The sequence below is a fragment of the Streptococcus sp. 5905 genome (genome assembly GCF_013276505.1).
Lineage (GTDB): Bacteria > Bacillota > Bacilli > Lactobacillales > Streptococcaceae > Streptococcus.
Genome location: NZ_VMLC01000003.1, coordinates 300865 through 317064, shown reverse-complemented (window position 1 = coordinate 317064; position 16200 = coordinate 300865). Strand labels below are relative to the sequence as shown.

The window sequence follows — 16200 nt, the reverse complement described above, 5'->3', positions numbered from 1 at the left end:
AGCATTCCTTGCTTCCTCTCTCCTTCTTTTAAATGGAGACAACGATATGATGAAAGAATTATTTGGAGAATTTTTGGGGACTTTAATCCTTATCCTCCTAGGAAATGGTGTTGTAGCAGGTGTGGTTCTTCCCAAAACCAAGAGTAACAATTCAGGATGGATTGTCATCACTATGGGATGGGGAATTGCTGTAGCCGTTGCGGCCTTTGTATCTGGTACGCTCAGCCCAGCCCACCTAAATCCAGCTGTGACGTTTGCGATGGCCTTAAAAGGGACGCTCTCTTGGGGTTCTGTTTTCCCTTATATCCTAGCCCAGTTCGCAGGGGCGATGGTGGCTCAAATTTTGGTTTGGTTGCAATTCAAACCCCACTATGAAGCGGAAGAAAATGCAGGGAATATCCTAGCGACCTTTAGTACTGGACCAGCAATCAAGAACACAGTATCCAACTTGGTTAGCGAAATCCTTGGAACCTTTGTTTTGCTCTTGACAATCTTTGCCTTGGGGCTCTATGACCTTCAGGCAGGATTGGGGACCTTTGCAGTGGGAACATTGATTGTCGGTATCGGTCTTTCACTAGGTGGGACAACAGGTTATGCCTTGAACCCTGCGCGTGACCTTGGTCCTCGCATCATGCACAGCCTTCTTCCAATTCCAAACAAGGGAGATGGGGACTGGTCTTATGCTTGGATCCCTGTAGTAGGACCTATAATTGGTGCGGCCCTAGCAGTCCTCGTATTTTCACTTTTCTAAGATAAATGAGCTATTTGCAATAGAGTTTGAGATGGAAGTCTCAGGCTCTTTTTTGATAGCTAAGACGTTAATATTTTAACTTGCCTTAAAATAAGCTAAAACGAACTTTTGAATTATGGTAAACAGTTGAAAAAAAGGTTGATAAAATGGTAAAATGTTAGGAAGATAAGATAGTAAATGCATAGTTGCATAGCTTTTTTGAAAAATCATAGAAAATTGAACACACTAACTATGGGAAAACACAGAAAATTGTATATGTTTTTGGGACAGACCGTCCTATATTTTGTAATCTTACTTGGTTTGCTTTATTTTTTTAGTTACCTTGGTCAGAGTCAAGGAACCTTTATTTATAATGAGTTCTAGTTTGAAGGAGAAAATGAACCGTGTCTAATAAACCGATAAAAGATATGATCGAAACGATTGAGCACTTTGCTCAAACACAGCCAACATATCCCGTCTACAATGTTTTAGGTCAAGAGCACACTTATGGCGATTTAAAGGCTGATTCGGATAGTTTGGCTGCAGCCATTGATCAGTTGAATTTGCCAGAAAAATCTCCTGTTGTCGTCTATGGTGGCCAGGAATATGAGATGTTGGCTACTTTTGTAGCGCTGACTAAGTCGGGGCATGCCTATATTCCCATTGACAGCCATTCGGCCTTGGAACGAGTTTCTGCTATTGTAGAAGTTGCAGAGCCAAGCTTGATTATTGCCATTTCAGACTTTCCATTAGAGCAGGTTTCTACACCGATTTTGAATCTAGCTCAGGTTCAAGAAGCCTTTGCTCAAGGGACTAGCTATGAGATCACGCATCCAGTCAAGGGCGATGATAACTATTACATCATCTTTACTTCTGGTACGACTGGTAAGCCAAAGGGAGTGCAGATTTCCCATGATAATCTTCTCAGCTTTACCAACTGGATGATTACGGACAAGGAATTTGCGACGCCAAGTCGTCCACAAATGCTGGCTCAACCGCCTTATTCTTTTGACCTATCTGTCATGTACTGGGCACCAACATTGGCACTAGGTGGTACACTTTTTGCGCTTCCGTCTGCTATCACACAGGACTTCAAGCAACTCTTTGCAACTATCTTTTCATTACCCATCGCTATCTGGACTTCAACACCTTCCTTTGCAGATATGGCCATGTTGTCAGAAGACTTTAATAGCGAGAAAATGCCTGGAATCACGCATTTCTACTTTGATGGTGAAGAATTAACGGTCAAAACAGCTCAAAAACTGCGCGAACGTTTCCCAAATGCCCGTATCATCAATGCTTACGGCCCAACAGAAGCGACAGTGGCTTTGTCAGCAGTTGCCGTCACTGATGAGATGTTGGCGACTCTCAAACGCCTGCCAATCGGCTATACCAAGGCTGATTCTCCAACCTTTATCATTGATGAGGAAGGTAAGAAACTGCCAAATGGTGAGCAGGGAGAAATCATCGTTTCTGGACCAGCTGTTTCAAAAGGCTATATGAACAATCCTGAAAAAACGGCAGAAGCCTTCTTTGAGTTTGAAGGCCTTCCAGCCTACCACACAGGAGATGTGGGAACCATGACAGATGAGGGCTTGCTTCTCTATGGTGGACGGATGGACTTCCAGATTAAGTTTAATGGCTATCGTATTGAGCTTGAAGATGTTTCTCAAAACCTCAACAAGTCTCGCTATATCGAGTCGGCTGTTGCTGTTCCACGTTATAACAAGGACCATAAGGTGCAAAATCTGCTGGCCTATGTCATCCTAAAGGACGGTGTCCGTCAGCAGTTTGAACGTGATATCGATATTACCAAGGCTATCAAGGAAGATTTAGCAGATATCATGATGTCCTATATGATGCCGTCTAAGTTTCTCTATCGAGACAGTTTGCCACTAACGCCTAATGGTAAAATTGACATCAAGGGCTTGATCAATGAGGTAAACAATAGATGATGGAGCTTTACAAACAGCTACCTCATTTGGAACCTTATGGCAATCTTTATTATTTTTTGTACGTGATTGCTGCGACCCTACCGATATTTATCGGGCTCTTTTTCAAGAAACGCTTTGCCTGGTATGAGGTGCTCGTTAGTCTTTTCTTTATCGTCACCATGTTGGTCGGTGGAAAGACGAATCAAATAAGCGCTCTTATCCTTTATGTTATCTGGCAAGTACTGCTTGTATTTTTCTACAAAGGGTACAGGAAACGACGGGATAGTAAGTGGATATTTTACCTAGTTAGCTTTTTATCTCTATTGCCAATAGTCTTTGTGAAAGTATCTCCCGCTATTCATGGACCTCAATCTTTATTTGGCTTTTTAGGGATTTCTTACTTGACCTTTCGTTCAGTTGGGGTCATCGTTGAGTTGAGAGATGGTGTCATCAAGGATGTAACGGTCTGGCAATTCTTGCGTTTTCTTCTCTTTATGCCGACCTTCTCAAGTGGTCCCATTGATCGTTTTAAACGCTTCAATGAAAATTATGAAACCATTCCTGAGAGGAGTGAGCTGATGGATATGCTAGAAGAGGCTGTCAAGTATATTATGCTTGGCTTCCTTTACAAGTTTATCTTGGCTCATATTTTAGGAGAGACATTATTGCCTCCGCTGAAAAATTTGGCCTTGCAGACAGGTGGTTTCTTTAACCTCTATGCTTTAGCGGTCATGTACACCTTTGGTCTGGAGCTCTTCTTTGACTTTGCGGGATATTCTATGTTTGCCTTAGCAATTTCAAACTTGATGGGGATTCATAGTCCCATCAACTTTAACAAACCCTTTTTATCAAGGGATTTAAAAGAGTTTTGGAATCGCTGGCACATGAGTCTGTCTTTCTGGTTCCGTGACTTTGTCTTTATGCGGATGGTCATGGTGTTGACCAGAAAGAAGGTCTTTAAAAATCGCAATGTGACCTCAAGTGTAGCCTATATTCTCAATATGCTGATTATGGGATTTTGGCATGGTGTGACCTGGTACTACATCGCCTATGGACTTTTTCATGGGATTGGGCTGGTCATCAATGACGCTTGGGTTCGTAAGAAAAAAGCACTCAATAAAGAACGGAAAAAAGCTGGAAAGGGTTCCTTACCTGAGAATCGCTGGATTCAGTTGCTTGGCATGGTTGTCACCTTCCATGTCGTGATGGTTTCATTCTTAATCTTTTCTGGATTTTTGAATGATTTATGGTTTAAAAAATAAAAGGATATAAAAAATGGATATCAAATCAGAAGTTATTGAAATTATTGATGAGTTGTTTATGGAAGATGTTTCTGACATGATGGATGAAGATCTTTTTGATGCTGGTGTCTTGGATAGCATGGGAACTGTTGAATTGATTGTTGAGATTGAAAACCGTTTTGACATTCGTGTTCCAGTGACGGAGTTCGGTCGTGATGACTGGAATACGGCTAATAAAATCGTGGAAGGTATCACGGAGTTAAAGAATGCTTAAACGCTTGTGGCTGATCTTTGGGCCCATCTTCATCGCTGGATTTTTGGTTCTTCTACTCATCTTTTTTTATCCAAGTACAACAAGCCATAATCTGACGGAGGAGAAGTACTCTGCAGCTTCCATCAGTAGAGAAAGTTTTAAAGAGAGAAGTCAAAAAGTGAGGGCGCTAACGGATCCCAATATGCGTTTTGTCCCTTTTCTAGGGTCAAGTGAATGGATTCGATTTGATAGTGTCCATCCAGCTGTTTTAGCAGAAAAATACAATCGTCCCTATCGCCCGTACTTTATGGGTCAGGCAGGAGCGGCCTCGCTTAATCAATATTTCGGTTTGCAGCAGATTCTGCCAGAAATCGAGGAAAAGCAGGCGGTGTTTGTCATCTCTCCTCAGTGGTTTACAGAGACGGATTACGAGCCAGCGGCGTTTCAGAGATTCTTTAATAGCGACCAGTTGACAGCTTTTTTGGAAAATCAATCTGGGGACATCTCGGCTAAGCATGCTGCGACGCGTTTGTTGAAGCAGAACCCGAGTGTGGCATTGAAAGGCATCCTTCAAAAGCTTTCAAAAGGAGAGGACTTGTCAGATGCTGATCGACTTATCATCAACGTCTTTGCACGATTCAATGAAAAGCAGTCCTCTCTTTTTGGTCAATTTTCCATTCAGGGGAAACTCAAGTACAAAGAACATGTAGAAAACTATTTAAAAGATCTTCCTGATCAGTTTTCCTATGACACTTTAGAAGAAATTGCCCGTAAGGATGCAGAGGCAAATACGACCAATAACGATATGGGGATGGAGAATCATTTCTACACGTATGAAGTCAAAAAAGACTTAAAAAAATGGGAAGGGTATCAAAAAAATTATAACTTCCTAAAGTCCTCTGAATACAATGATTTGCAGCTGGTTCTCAATCAATTTGCCAAATCAAAAGTCAATGTACTCTTTGTTATCCAGCCCGTCAACAAGAAATGGATGGAATACACAGAACTCAGTGAAGAAATGTATCAACATGCAGTGGAGAAAATTCGTTACCAGCTAGAAAGTCAAGGCTTTACCAACATTGCTGACTTTTCAAAAAACGGAGGAGAACCTTACTTTATCAAGGATACTATCCACTTAGGTTGGTTGGGCTGGTTGGCTTTTGATAAGGTTGTGAATCCCTTCTTGACGGATCCGAAACCAGCTCCAGACTATAAGATGAATGACCGTTTCTTTAGTAAGGACTGGGCGACCTATGATGGAAATATCAAAGATTTTCAATAACAAATCAAAAGAGTTCAAGTGTGAAATGTGCTCTCATGTTCTCCCTTGACTCTTTTTTGATTTGTGATATAATTAACCAGTAAAGAATCGGTGGCTATCTATGCTTTTTACAAAAAAGATAGCTAGGGAAGGAGTAACACATGAGACAGGTTGCACAGGAAATCGATAACTTTTTAAACGAGGTGATCTTGAGATCTGAGAACCAGCATGAAATTCTGATCGGGCATTGCACAAGTGACGTTGCCTTAACTAATACTCAGGAACACATCCTCATGCTCTTATCAGAAGAATCCCTAACCAACTCGGAGTTGGCCCGTCGCCTCAATGTCAGTCAGGCGGCAGTGACCAAGGCTATCAAGTCTTTGGTAAAAGAGGGGATGTTAGAGACATCCAGAGATCCAAAGGATGCACGCGTGATTTTTTATCAGTTGACTGATTTGGCTCAACCAGTAGCGGCGGAACACCACCACCACCATGAGCACACGCTCTCAGCCTATGAACAAGTAGTAAATCAGTTTACTCCAAATGAACAAGAAGTCATCCAGCGGTTTTTAACTGCTTTAGTAGGAGAAATCAAATAATGCGGTATATTACAGTAGAGGACTTGTCTTTCTATTATGACAAGGAACCTGTCCTCGAGCATATCAACTACAGTGTTGATAGTGGGGAGTTTGTCACCCTGACTGGTGAAAATGGGGCTGCCAAGACAACGCTCATCAAGGCGAGTCTAGGCATCTTGCAGCCAAGATTTGGCAAGGTAACCATCTCAAAGACAAATACTCATGGGAAAAAACTTAGGATAGCCTATCTTCCCCAGCAGATTGCCAGTTTTAATGCTGGTTTTCCGAGTACGGTTTATGAATTTGTCAAGTCGGGTCGTTATCCACGGAAGGGCTGGTTCCGTCGCTTGAATGCCCATGATGAGGAGCATATCAAGGCCAGTCTAGACTCAGTTGGTATGTGGGAACACCGTGACAAACGAATTGGCTCCCTCTCTGGAGGCCAAAAGCAACGAGCAGTGATTGCTCGGATGTTTGCTTCTGACCCAGATATCTTTGTCTTGGATGAGCCGACGACAGGGATGGATGCTGGAAGCAAAAATGAATTTTACGAACTCATGCACCACAGTGCTCATCATCATGGCAAGGCTGTTTTGATGATTACCCATGACCCTGAGGAAGTCAAGGACTACGCAGATCGCAATATCCATCTAGTGCGCAATCAAGACTCGCCATGGCGTTGTTTCAACGTTCACGAAAGCGACCAGGAGGTGGAACATGCTTAGTTTGTTATCTTATGACTTCATGCAGCGAGCCTTCTTGGCTGTCATTGCCATGAGTCTCTTTTCTCCAGTCCTTGGGACCTTCCTTATCTTACGTCGTCAGAGTTTGATGAGTGATACACTCAGTCACGTTTCTCTATCAGGGGTAGCCTTTGGTCTGGTTTTGGGGATTTCTCCAACCATTTCAACCATTGCTATTGTCTTGATCGCTGCGGTCTTTCTAGAGTATCTCCGGACAGTCTATAAGAACTTTATGGAAATCGGGACTGCCATCCTCATGTCTACAGGGCTTGCAGTGTCTCTTATCGTGATGAGTAAGGGGAAAAGTTCGAGTTCCATGAGTTTGGACCAATATCTCTTTGGTTCGATTGTAACCATTAGCCAGGAGCAGGTGATTTTCCTCTTTGCCATTGCGGCGGTCGTTTTACTCTTGACTTTCTTATTCTTGCGACCAATGTATATCCTGACTTTTGATGAGGACACGGCCTTTGTGGATGGCTTGCCAGTTCGTACTATGTCTATCCTCTTTAACATGGTGACAGGGGTAGCTATTGCCCTTATGATTCCAGCAGCAGGAGCTCTTTTGGTGTCGACCATTATGGTCTTACCAGCTAGTATTGCCCTTCGTCTGGGGAAAAACTTTAAATCCGTTATGTTGCTAGCCAGTGCGATTGGCTTTTTGGGAATGGTGGCAGGACTTTATATTTCCTACTACGCGGAAACCCCTGCCAGCGCTAGTATCACCATTATCTTTGTAGCTGTCTTTTTGTTAGTCAGTCTACTGAAACGTTTTATCAAATAGGAGAATGAAATGAAAAAAATTAGCTTACTACTGGCTAGTCTATGTGCCCTGTTTTTAGTGGCTTGTTCCAATCAAAAACAGGCAGATGGGAAGCTAAATATCGTGACAACCTTTTACCCTGTCTACGAATTTACCAAGCAAGTCGCAGGAGATACTGCTAATGTAGAACTTCTGATCGGTGCTGGTACAGAACCCCATGAGTATGAACCGTCTGCCAAGGCAGTTGCCAAAATCCAAGATGCAGATACCTTTGTCTATGAAAATGAAAATATGGAAACTTGGGTTCCCAAATTGCTAGAATCCTTGGATAAGAAAAAAGTCAAGACTATCAAGGCGACAGGCAATATGCTGCTCTTACCAGGAGCTGAGGAAGAAGAGGAAGGTCATGATCACGGGGGTGAAGGTCACCATCATGACTACGATCCCCATGTATGGCTCTCACCAGCACGCGCCATCAAACTGGTAGAGCATATCCGTGATAGTTTGTCAGCAGATTATCCTGATAAAAAAGAGGCTTTTGAAAAGAATGCGTCTGCCTATATTGAAAAATTGCAAGCCTTGGACAAGGCCTACACAGAAGGCTTGTCTCAAGCTAAACAAAAGAGCTTCGTAACGCAACACGCAGCCTTTAACTATCTTGCCTTGGACTACGGTCTCAAGCAAGTATCCATCTCAGGTCTCTCACCAGATGCAGAGCCATCAGCAGCACGTTTGGCAGAGTTGACAGAGTATATCAAGAAAAACAAGATTTCTTATATCTACTTTGAAGAAAATGCCTCCCAAGCCCTTGCCAATACCCTTTCCAAAGAAACGGGTGTCAAACTAGATGTGCTCAATCCGCTAGAAAGTCTGACAGAAGAAGCAACCAAGGCTGGTGAGGACTATATCTCTATCATGGAGAAAAACCTCAAGGCTCTCAAGCAGACAACAGATCAAGAAGGACCGGAAATCGAGCCAGAGAAGGAAGAAAACACCAAGACAGTTCACAATGGTTACTTTGAGAATGCAGATGTCAAAGACCGTACCTTGAGTGACTATGCAGGTAACTGGCAGTCAGTTTATCCTTTCCTTGAAGATGGAACTTTTGATCAAGTCTTTGATTACAAGGCTAAGTTGACTGGTAAGATGACCAAGGATGAGTACAAGGCCTACTATAGAAAAGGCTATCAGACAGATGTGACTAAGATCAACATCACGGACAACACTATGGAATTTGTTCAAGGTGGTCAAAGCAAGAAATTCACCTACAAGTATGTCGGCAAGAAAATCTTGACTTATAAGAAAGGCAATCGTGGCGTGCGCTTCCTCTTTGAAGCGACCGATGCGAATGCTGGACAGTTCAAGTATGTTCAGTTTAGCGACCACAATATCGCCCCAGTCAAGGCAGAACATTTCCATATCTTCTTTGGAGGCACCAGCCAAGAAGCTCTCTTTGAAGAGATGGACAACTGGCCAACCTATTACCCAGATAACCTATCTGGTCAAGAAATCGCCCAAGAAATGTTGGCGCATTGATGCAAGAGAAAAATCCCGCAAATCTGCGGGATTTTTTGGGTAGAAACGATCATCCAGTTAGGTTGCGAGACGGCAAACCGCCTCTGCGTAGATGTCCATAGCGCGATAAAGATCGTCTAGGACAGCTGCTTCATTTGCCTGATGTTCAGTTTGTTGTGCTCCTGGGAAAAGAGCGCCAAAGGCTACACAGTTTGGCATGGTGCGGGCAAAGGTAGCACCACCTGATGAGAGAGGAGGAGTTTTATCTCCGGTTTTTTCTTGGTAGACTTGCATAAGGGTAGTAACAAGTTGGCTATCTCTTGCAACATAGAGGGGGGCTAGATAGTCAAATTCTTGGTAGTCAAGTTGGTAGTCTTTGGCGCACTGAGTGAGCTGTGCCACCAGTTTCTCCTTATCTGCTAGCACAGGTATACGTATGTCGATCCGAATTTCGGAGCGATCGGGATTGATGGTCAACCCTGCAACATTAAAGGAAAGGGAACCAGACGGTTCATCAGCAACTTCTCCAAAGATTCCAAGCCCTCTACCATCTTGCCCTGCTTTGTCGGCTAGAAAATGGAGGGCAGGGTGGGGTTGGAGAGGTGCGAGCACACTAGCAAGTCGAATGACTGCATTGACACCTTGACTAGCATCTTTGGCGTGTTTAGGTACTCCAAGTACGGTCACGGTTTGGTCTGTGGTTTGGTGATCAAAATTTGCTTCCTTCAAACCTATACAAACCGCTTCATAAAGAGGACCTTGGTAACTTGCCTTGTCTGGTACGACATTAAAGGCACCTCCGACATCGAGCTTGAGAAGATCAGAGCCGGGGCCATGAAGCTTGACTTGAAGGAGCCCCTTTTCAGCGTATGTCAAAGGAAATGACGAATCCGGTGCAAATCCCATGCTGGCTTGTTCTTCGAGGGCGTTGTAGCGTGCCATACATCTCCAAAGAGTTTCTTCATCCGTACCAAAGATAAAACGCACGCGCTTCTTAAATTGGATGCCTTGGTCAAGCAAGCTTTTCACTGCGTAGAGAGCTGCGAGTGAAGGACCTTTGTCGTCTTGTGCCCCTCGTCCATAGAGTTTGCCTTCTCTGATAGTTGCTTCAAATGGAGGAGATTGCCAATCTAACAAATCTCCTGCAGGCACAACATCCAAGTGGCAGAGGATGGCAAGGAGTTCTCCCTCACCAACCTCTGCATAACCATAATAGCCCTTGGGATCAATATAAGTTTTAAAGCCAAGCTCACGGCAGATTTCCAGCGTCTTTTCTAGAACGTCTTGAATAGCTTGTCCAAAAGGTGTCCCATTTTCCCCTTCTTGGAGGACAGATGGGTAGGAGATGAGGGTCTTTAGACTCTGTATAAAGCTCCGTTTAATGGAGTCAGTGATGTAGACGGTCATTCGTTTTACCTCACACTTTGTTCTAAAGGAATGGTAGGAAGGTACCTAGGATAAGAAGAAGTATGCTCACAATGACAATAACGACAATGAGTTTAGTAACAAATTTCCACCAAGTTCCTAGACTAATACGGCCGAGCGCGAGAGCCCCCATAACGATACCAGAAGTTGGAGCGACAAGGTTGAGTACACCAGATGCAGACTGATAGGCAGTGATGATGAGACTAGGTTTTACATTAACGAACTCACCAAGTGGTGCCATGATTCCCATTGTAGCACTAGCAAGTCCAGATGAAGATGGGATAAGGAATGACATAGGAAGGTAGAAGAGGTAGGTCAAAACGATGAAGGCCTGAGAAGAGAGACCTTGAAGTCCGACTTCACCCCAGTGTAGAATAGTTGCAGTAATCATACCGTCGTTCATGATAACTTGGATACCACGAGCTACTGCACAAATCAAGGCTACGGTGAGAAGATCTGCTGCACCAGCCATAAAGGTAGAGATAATCTTGCTTTCCTTAAGACCGTAAACAACACCAATAAGAATACCCATCACAGCAAAGAGCATCGCACCTTCTGGGAAGTACCAGCTACCGAATGGTAGAGCAGATGAACCGATAGCTCCACCAATAACAGGAAGACCAATCAACCAATTCTTGAAGTCTTCAAATAGAGTGATGTGCAAGTCTACCCAAGGGATAAAGCTGGCGATCATGATGATGAAAGTCAAGATGAACAAGGCAAGAACATGTTTTTGTTTCTTGTTCAAGACAGATGGAGCATTTTCGTTATCAGTGACATTGAAGTGTTTAAGGTCTTCTTCACGTTGAGAGTAGACAAGTGATTTTGTGGGATCCTTTTGAATCTTTTCTGCATAGCGGTAGACAAAGTAAGTACTAATACCTGTCATAACAAACCAGAAGATGATACGAAGGATAACCCCGTCCATAGATGATACACCTGCGGTATCAGAAGCGATAACAGTAGCAAAAGGATTGAGAGTAGAGGCAAGACAGCCGACTTGAGAACCAAGTAGAATGATGGCAACGGCAGTAATGCTATCAAAACCAACAGCCATCATAACAGGAACAAGGAGTGGATAAAATGCCATGGTTTCTTCACCCATACCATAAGTTGTACCTCCAAGCGCAAAGAGGGGCATGAGGATGAGGATCAGCATTTTTTCGCGTCCTTTGTATTTCTTAACAATAGAGGCAATACCAACATCTAATGTGCCTGTCGCATTGACGACACCTAGAAATCCTCCAACCATGAGGATGAAGAAGGCTACGTCAATAGCGGCTTTAGTTGGTTCGTGACCGAGCATCGCCCGAATCGGAGCCATTAGAATATCGTAAATCCCTTGGGGATTAGAGTCAACAGTTTGATAGGTACCTGCAATGAGGCCACCTGCTTCGTTCGTGTCATACTTACCTGCTGGAATGATCCAAGTTAAGATTGCCATGATGGCAATAATAATGATCAAAACAGTGTAAGATGAGGGCATTTGGAACCTTTTTTTTGTTTTTTCACTCATTTGTTTTTCCTCCTAAACTATGCCACAAAGTATAAAAACGAATGATGTTGGTTTACCTGAGTACTCCTGGTTAGAGCTTGTACTTGGGTTAAAATGGCTAGTCTTTAACAATAATTGTTCCGCTTTCGGACTCGATCAAGGCGCCTAGATTGCTGAGGGAAGTGATAACAGCCTTGCCTTCTGGGCGGTTGGTTACAAAATCGATAGCAGCTTCGACTTTTGGTAGCATGCTACCCGGTGCGAATTGTCCTTGTTTGATGTATTCTTTTAGTTGACTGACAGTAACGTGTTCAAGTTTTTCTTGGTCTGGTTTATTGTAGTTGACATAAACATAGTCTACGCCAGTAAGGACGATAAAGAGGTCAGCTTCGACGAGTTCTGCTAGTCGTTGAGACGCAAAGTCTTTGTCGATAACGGCTTCGACCCCACGTAAGTAACCGTTTTCATTTTTAACAACAGGGATACCTCCTCCACCTGCTGCGATGACAACTTGACCATTATCGAGCAAGGTGCGGATGCTGTTGATTTCTTTAATGTCGATTGGTTTTGGTGAAGCCACCACTTTACGCCAGCCACGACCGGCATCTTCTTTGAAGGTTGCTCCTGTTTTTTCGCTCTCAGCTTTGGCATCCTCTTCTGAGTAGAATGGACCGATTGGTTTGGTTGGATTGATAAAGGCAGGGTCTTCCTTGTCTACTATAACTTGGGTAACAACAGAAGCGACATTTTTATCAAGCCCTACATCGAGCAATGCGTTATCAAGAGCACATTGTAGCCAAAAACCGATACTACCCTCGGTCATGGCAACCAAAGAATCAAGGGGGAAGGCAGGGTTTTTTTCCGAATCTGCCATCAAGTGTTGAAGCAAGAGATTACCCACCTGAGGACCATTTCCGTGAGTGATGATCAGTTCATCTCCGTTTTGAATCAACTTGACCAGATGACGAGCTGTTTCTACCAGAGCAGCTTGTTGAGCTTGGGCAGATGGATCAGTGGAGAGGATGGCATTTCCGCCTAAAGCAACGACGATTTTTCTATGAGACATGAGCTCTCCTTCCTTTAATATGGTAAACCTGACAGAACTCCAAGAGCTACAGGCAGGTATGATGATAAAATATGAAGTGGAGGTAGCGTCTTTTTGAAAGACAAATTAGTCATTACTACTAATAAAAGGGGTTGAACGCACAGCCGACGTTTATCAGAATGAGACTAGGAAGCAGGAAGATGACAAGAGTAAGGTGGCAAATCTGTCAAACGGAATCCTTGCTTTCTTTCGCTAGAACTGATAAGCTATCATAGCTTTCGTCTCAACCCCTGTGTTGTGTATACGAGTAAGTTTTATACTTTAGGAATGTAGAGATTTCCAAGAGTAGCAGCCATAACAGCTTTGATAGTGTGCATACGGTTTTCTGCTTGGTCAAAGTGACGAGCATACTTGCTACGGAAGACTTCGTCTGTTACTTCCATTTCTTCTACGCCAAATTTCTCAGCAACATCTTTACCATAAACAGTGTGAGTGTCGTGGAATGCTGGTAAACAGTGGAGGAAGATCAAGTTTTCGTTGTTTGCTTTTTTCACTAAGTCCATATTGACTTGGTAAGGTTTCAAAAGTGCAACGCGTTCTGCGAATTTGTCTTCTTCACCCATAGATACCCAAACGTCTGTATAAAGTACATCTGCACCTTTGACAGCTTCGTCTGCATCTTCAGTGATGAGGATGTGTGCTCCACTTTCTTTAGCAAATCCTTCAGCCAATTCAACGATTTCTTTTTCTGGGAAGAGTTCTTTTGGTGAGAAGATGTGAACGTTAACACCAAGGATAGCACCTGTTACCAGCAAGCTGTTGGCAACGTTGTTACGTCCATCACCACAGTATACCAATGTCAAGCCTTCCAAGCGGCCGAAGTTTTCTTGAACAGTCAAGTAGTCAGCGAGCATTTGAGTTGGGTGCCATTCGTCAGTTAGACCATTCCATACTGGAACACCTGAGAATTCTGCCAATTCTTCAACCATACGTTGGCTGAAGCCGCGGAATTCAATCCCGTCAAACATACGACCCAAAACTTTTGCAGTATCTTCAGTAGATTCTTTTTTACCTAACTGAATGTCATTTGCTCCGAGGTATTCTGGATGAGCACCAAGGTCAATAGCTGCAGTTGTAAAGGCTGCACGTGTACGAGTAGAAGTTTTTTCAAACAGGAGGGCGATATTTTTACCAGCAAGGTAGTGGTGTTGGATATTGCGTTTTTTCAAATCCTTCAAGTGAGCGGAAAGACCGATAAGGTATTCTAACTCTGCGCGAGTAAAGTCTTTTTCTGCTAAAAAGCTGCGTCCTTGGAATACTGAATGTGTCATTCTATTATTTCCTCTTTCTATTTTTTACATTTTTATAGACGAATGTTGAACAGTGACTATACTTCTTCACGTTCAAATGGCATAGACATACAACGAGGTCCACCACGTCCCCGAACCAATTCGCTTCCGCGAATCTTAATTAAGCGAAGCCCGTATTCTTCTAGGATCTTATTGGTAATGGTATTGCGGGCATAAACGACGACTACACCAGGTGCGATGGTCAAAGTGTTGGAGCCATCATTCCATTGTTCACGCGCAGCTGCTACGATATTGCCACCACCGCAACGGATTAAATGAACTTTTTCTACGCCGAGGTTCTTCGCAAGAAGTTCAGCTAAGTCACCTTTTTCTTCAACAATCTTGAGTTTTTCATCTTCATAAGTGACAGAGTAGACACGAAGATCGCCTTCGATTTCTGGGTGAATTGTGAACTTGTCATAGTCAACCATGGTGAAGACAGTATCCAAGTGCATGAATTTACGGTTGTTAGCAAATTCAAATGCCAATACTTTCTTGAAGCCAACATTTTTCTTGAAGATGTTCACCAAGAGTTTTTCAATCGAAGCTGCGTCTGTACGTTGAGAAATACCCACTGCGAGAACGTCTTTAGAAAGAACGAGCTCATCTCCACCTTCGATACGTGTGTCTTCTTCACGGTTGTAGACTAATTCGACTTTTCCACCATAGATTGGATGGTATTTGAAGATGTACTTACCGTAAAGTGTTTCACGGTTACGAGTGTCGGCAAACATGTGGTTAAGTGATACGGCATTACCAATGGTTGCAAATGGGTCGCGAGTGAAGTAGAGGTTTGGCATTGGGTCGATTGCAAATGGATAGTCTGACTCAACCAAGTCAGTTAAGCCTTTTGCTTCTTCAGGAATTTCTGGCAATTCAACTTTTTGAACCCCTGCCATAGTTTTTTCAACCAATTCTTGGTTGTCCTTGATGCCGTGAAGCAATTCACGAATAGCCGCCTTGGTTTGACGACCACGGATGTTGGCTTCGTCTAAGTATTCCTCGATAAATTGATCGCGGATTTCTGGAGAAGTCAATGATTCAGCAGCCAATTGCTCTAGGTAAAGGACCTCAATTCCTTCATCACGAAGAGCTTGAGCAAATGCGTCATGTTCTTTTTGAGCATCTTCCAAGAATGGAATGTCATCAAAAAGAAGCCTTTCGAGATAGTCCGGCAACAAGTTTTCCAACTCTTTGCCTGGACGGTGCAACATAACTTTTTTCAGTTTCCCAATTTCTGAGAATACCTGAATTGGATGTGAAGACATGTGTTTTCCTCCTTAAAAATTTTTACGATGGCACCTTTTTGGTACCGCTTACATTTACGTTATATCATATTCTCAGAGGCGTGTCAATAGTAAAAAATGATTAAAAATTCGGACAAAACAAGGTTTTAGTAGTATTTTATGTTATTATACGATGGCAAAAGGAATTACAGGAAATAAATGTATAAACTTCTACTAAAAAGAATATAATATTTTTTGAAAAAATTATGCTAAATTTCACATTTTAAGAAGAAATGTCCAGATTTTAATTCAGTTCTGACGAGGAATTGAGAGGAGCAGTGATTGAAAGTCGTTTAGAAAATTATATGAAATCTATCTGAAAGCCTTTCTTTTGAATGTCATAAAATGTATATTGTACAAATTATAGAATCTTTTCCGAGTATTTAGGAAGACAGCCTTGTATTATTGACGGTACCTAGATTTTTTGTTATAGTCAACGAGGTAACAACTAGGAAGAAGGGTTTATTCACAAGTTGTGGATAAGTCTAGGGAGAGCAGGACATTCAGCTAATATCCTAGAGGGTTCTTGATAATAGTACCGGCAACTAGTAACTGGCCAGCTTTCTAGTAGAAATCCTAGTG

Annotated in this window: 15 protein-coding genes; 10 read left to right on the top strand and 5 right to left on the bottom strand. The window is 42.9% G+C overall.

Features of this window, described 5'->3' with window-relative positions; translation table 11 throughout:
* Nucleotides 1-46 precede the first annotated feature (46 nt).
* The 10 genes from HT680_RS07150 (at nucleotide 47) to HT680_RS07105 (ending at nucleotide 9039) form a co-directional block, all read left to right on the top strand.
* On the top strand, nucleotides 47-751 hold the full coding sequence (locus HT680_RS07150) for an MIP/aquaporin family protein (protein ID WP_038804742.1): 705 nt from the start codon (nucleotides 47-49) through the stop codon (nucleotides 749-751).
* Nucleotides 752-982: 231 nt separating this feature from the next.
* Nucleotides 983-1114, top strand: a complete 132-nt coding sequence (locus HT680_RS07145) for a teichoic acid D-Ala incorporation-associated protein DltX (RefSeq protein ID WP_025168981.1) — start codon at nucleotides 983-985, stop codon at nucleotides 1112-1114.
* Between the two features lie 20 nt (nucleotides 1115-1134).
* The gene (gene dltA / locus HT680_RS07140; protein WP_173259274.1) at nucleotides 1135-2685 is read left to right on the top strand and encodes a D-alanine--poly(phosphoribitol) ligase subunit DltA; all 1551 of its coding nucleotides are present in this window, start codon (nucleotides 1135-1137) and stop codon (nucleotides 2683-2685) included.
* Nucleotides 2682-3926, top strand: a complete 1245-nt coding sequence (gene dltB, locus HT680_RS07135) for a D-alanyl-lipoteichoic acid biosynthesis protein DltB (RefSeq protein WP_173259272.1) — start codon at nucleotides 2682-2684, stop codon at nucleotides 3924-3926. The genes dltA and dltB overlap by 4 nt, the downstream gene beginning before the upstream one ends.
* A 13-nt stretch (nucleotides 3927-3939) precedes the next feature.
* A complete protein-coding gene (gene dltC / locus HT680_RS07130; RefSeq protein ID WP_000351972.1) occupies nucleotides 3940-4179 on the top strand; it encodes a D-alanine--poly(phosphoribitol) ligase subunit DltC in 240 nt (79 codons plus the stop codon).
* On the top strand, nucleotides 4172-5440 hold the full coding sequence (gene dltD / locus HT680_RS07125) for a D-alanyl-lipoteichoic acid biosynthesis protein DltD (protein WP_173259270.1): 1269 nt from the start codon (nucleotides 4172-4174) through the stop codon (nucleotides 5438-5440). Before dltC ends, dltD begins: the two co-directional genes overlap by 8 nt.
* Nucleotides 5441-5580: 140 nt before the next feature.
* Nucleotides 5581-6021 (top strand): zinc-dependent transcriptional regulator AdcR, encoded by a 441-nt coding sequence (gene adcR / locus HT680_RS07120; RefSeq protein WP_173259268.1) that lies wholly within the window; start codon nucleotides 5581-5583, stop codon nucleotides 6019-6021.
* Nucleotides 6021-6725, top strand: coding sequence for a metal ABC transporter ATP-binding protein (locus tag HT680_RS07115; RefSeq protein WP_001269483.1), 705 nt, complete (start codon nucleotides 6021-6023; stop codon nucleotides 6723-6725). The genes adcR and HT680_RS07115 overlap by 1 nt, the downstream gene beginning before the upstream one ends.
* The gene (locus HT680_RS07110) at nucleotides 6718-7524 is read left to right on the top strand and encodes a metal ABC transporter permease (protein ID WP_000950023.1); all 807 of its coding nucleotides are present in this window, start codon (nucleotides 6718-6720) and stop codon (nucleotides 7522-7524) included. The genes HT680_RS07115 and HT680_RS07110 overlap by 8 nt, the downstream gene beginning before the upstream one ends.
* Before the next feature lie 9 nt (nucleotides 7525-7533).
* On the top strand, nucleotides 7534-9039 hold the full coding sequence (locus HT680_RS07105; RefSeq protein WP_173259266.1) for a zinc ABC transporter substrate-binding protein AdcA: 1506 nt from the start codon (nucleotides 7534-7536) through the stop codon (nucleotides 9037-9039).
* Nucleotides 9040-9096: 57 nt separating this feature from the next.
* Here HT680_RS07105 and HT680_RS07100 read toward each other — a convergent pair whose 3' ends face one another.
* The 5 genes from HT680_RS07100 to arcA all read right to left on the bottom strand — a co-directional run bounded on the left by HT680_RS07100 (nucleotide 9097) and on the right by arcA (nucleotide 15600).
* Complete coding sequence (locus tag HT680_RS07100; protein WP_173259264.1) at nucleotides 9097-10425, bottom strand: dipeptidase; 1329 nt, start codon at nucleotides 10423-10425, stop codon at nucleotides 9097-9099.
* Between the two features lie 22 nt (nucleotides 10426-10447).
* Complete coding sequence (locus HT680_RS07095) at nucleotides 10448-11959, bottom strand: YfcC family protein (protein ID WP_125844617.1); 1512 nt, start codon at nucleotides 11957-11959, stop codon at nucleotides 10448-10450.
* A 97-nt stretch (nucleotides 11960-12056) separates the two neighbouring features.
* Nucleotides 12057-13004 carry a carbamate kinase gene (gene arcC / locus HT680_RS07090; protein ID WP_125399186.1) on the bottom strand — a complete coding sequence of 316 codons (948 nt, stop codon included), beginning with the start codon at nucleotides 13002-13004 and terminating at the stop codon, nucleotides 12057-12059.
* Nucleotides 13005-13297: 293 nt separating this feature from the next.
* Nucleotides 13298-14314: an ornithine carbamoyltransferase gene (gene argF, locus HT680_RS07085; protein ID WP_000149840.1), complete on the bottom strand. Its 1017-nt coding sequence runs from the start codon at nucleotides 14312-14314 to the stop codon at nucleotides 13298-13300.
* A gap of 56 nt (nucleotides 14315-14370) precedes the next feature.
* On the bottom strand, nucleotides 14371-15600 hold the full coding sequence (gene arcA / locus HT680_RS07080; protein ID WP_125416080.1) for an arginine deiminase: 1230 nt from the start codon (nucleotides 15598-15600) through the stop codon (nucleotides 14371-14373).
* Nucleotides 15601-16200 lie beyond the last annotated feature (600 nt).